We start from the raw sequence: 1,451 nt of genomic DNA, 5'->3' as shown, positions 1-1,451 counted from the left end.
GCTACAACGAGCCGCCGGAGATGGTCAAACAGACCCTCAACGCCCTGGCCAACCTCGACTATCCGGACTTCGAAGTCCTGATCATCGACAACAACACCAAGGACCCGGCGGTCTGGGAACCGGTGCGCGATTATTGCGAAACCCTCGGCCCGCGCTTCAAGTTCTTCCACGTGGCACCGCTGGCCGGCTTCAAGGGCGGCGCGTTGAACTACCTGATTCCGCACACTGCCAAGGATGCCGAAGTCATTGCCGTGATCGACTCGGACTACTGCGTCGACCGCAACTGGCTCAAGCACATGGTGCCGCACTTCGCCGACCCGAAAATCGCCGTGGTGCAGTCGCCGCAGGATTACCGCGACCAGAACGAAAGCACCTTCAAGAAGCTCTGCTACGCGGAATACAAAGGCTTCTTCCACATCGGCATGGTCACCCGCAACGACCGTGACGCGATCATCCAGCACGGCACCATGACCATGACCCGTCGCTCGGTGCTCGAAGAGCTGGGCTGGGCCGACTGGTGCATCTGTGAAGATGCCGAACTGGGCCTGCGGGTATTCGAAAAAGGCCTGTCGGCGGCGTACTACCACACCAGCTATGGCAAGGGCCTGATGCCCGATACCTTTATCGACTTCAAGAAACAGCGTTTCCGCTGGGCTTACGGAGCGATCCAGATCATCAAGCGTCATACCGCCAGCCTGCTGCGCGGCAAAGACACCGAGCTGACCCGTGGCCAGCGTTACCACTTCCTCGCGGGCTGGTTGCCGTGGGTGGCGGACGGCATGAACATCTTCTTCACCGTCGGCGCGCTGTTGTGGTCGGCGGCAATGATCATCGTGCCGCAACGGGTCGATCCACCGCTGCTGATTTTCGCGATCCCGCCGTTGGCGCTGTTCGTGTTCAAGGTCGCCAAGATCATCTTCCTCTACCGTCGTGCGGTTGGGGTGAATCTGAAGGATGCGTTCTGCGCGGCGCTGGCCGGCCTGGCGTTGTCCCACACCATCGCCAAAGCGGTGCTGTACGGCTTCTTCACCAGCAGCATTCCGTTCTTCCGTACGCCGAAGAATGCCGACAACCACGGCTTCTGGGTGGCGATTTCGGAAGCTCGGGAAGAAATGTTCATCATGCTGCTGTTGTGGGGCGCGGCCCTGGGGATCTACCTGGTGAACGGCATGCCGAGCAACGACATGCGCTTCTGGATCACCATGTTGCTGGTGCAGTCGCTGCCGTACGTCGCAGCGCTGATCATGGCGTTCCTGTCGTCGCTGCCCAAACCGGTGGTTGAGCCAGAACCTGCAACAGCGTAATCCGTTATTAGATAACGTCAAACGGCGGCCTTCGGGTCGCCGTTTTGCTTTAGAATGATCGCCCTTTTCAATGCCAACACACTCGGTAGGAGCTGCCGAAGGCTGCGATCTTTTGATTTTCAGAATCAGGATCAAAAGATCGCAGCC

At 59.2% G+C, this 1,451-nt stretch carries 1 protein-coding gene; it reads left to right on the top strand.

The genetic code is table 11. From position 1 onward, the window contains the following. Positions 1-1,304 (top strand): glycosyltransferase family 2 protein (locus AC1DVH_RS31065; protein ID WP_477757009.1); only part of this gene is annotated, 1,304 nt, incomplete at its 5' end. Between the last annotated feature and the right edge of the window lie 147 nt (positions 1,305-1,451).

This window comes from Pseudomonas sp. P4_C3 (assembly GCF_056402075.1).
The sequence above is the reverse complement of the archived record's forward strand: the minus strand, read 5'-3'. Positions and strand labels throughout refer to the sequence as shown.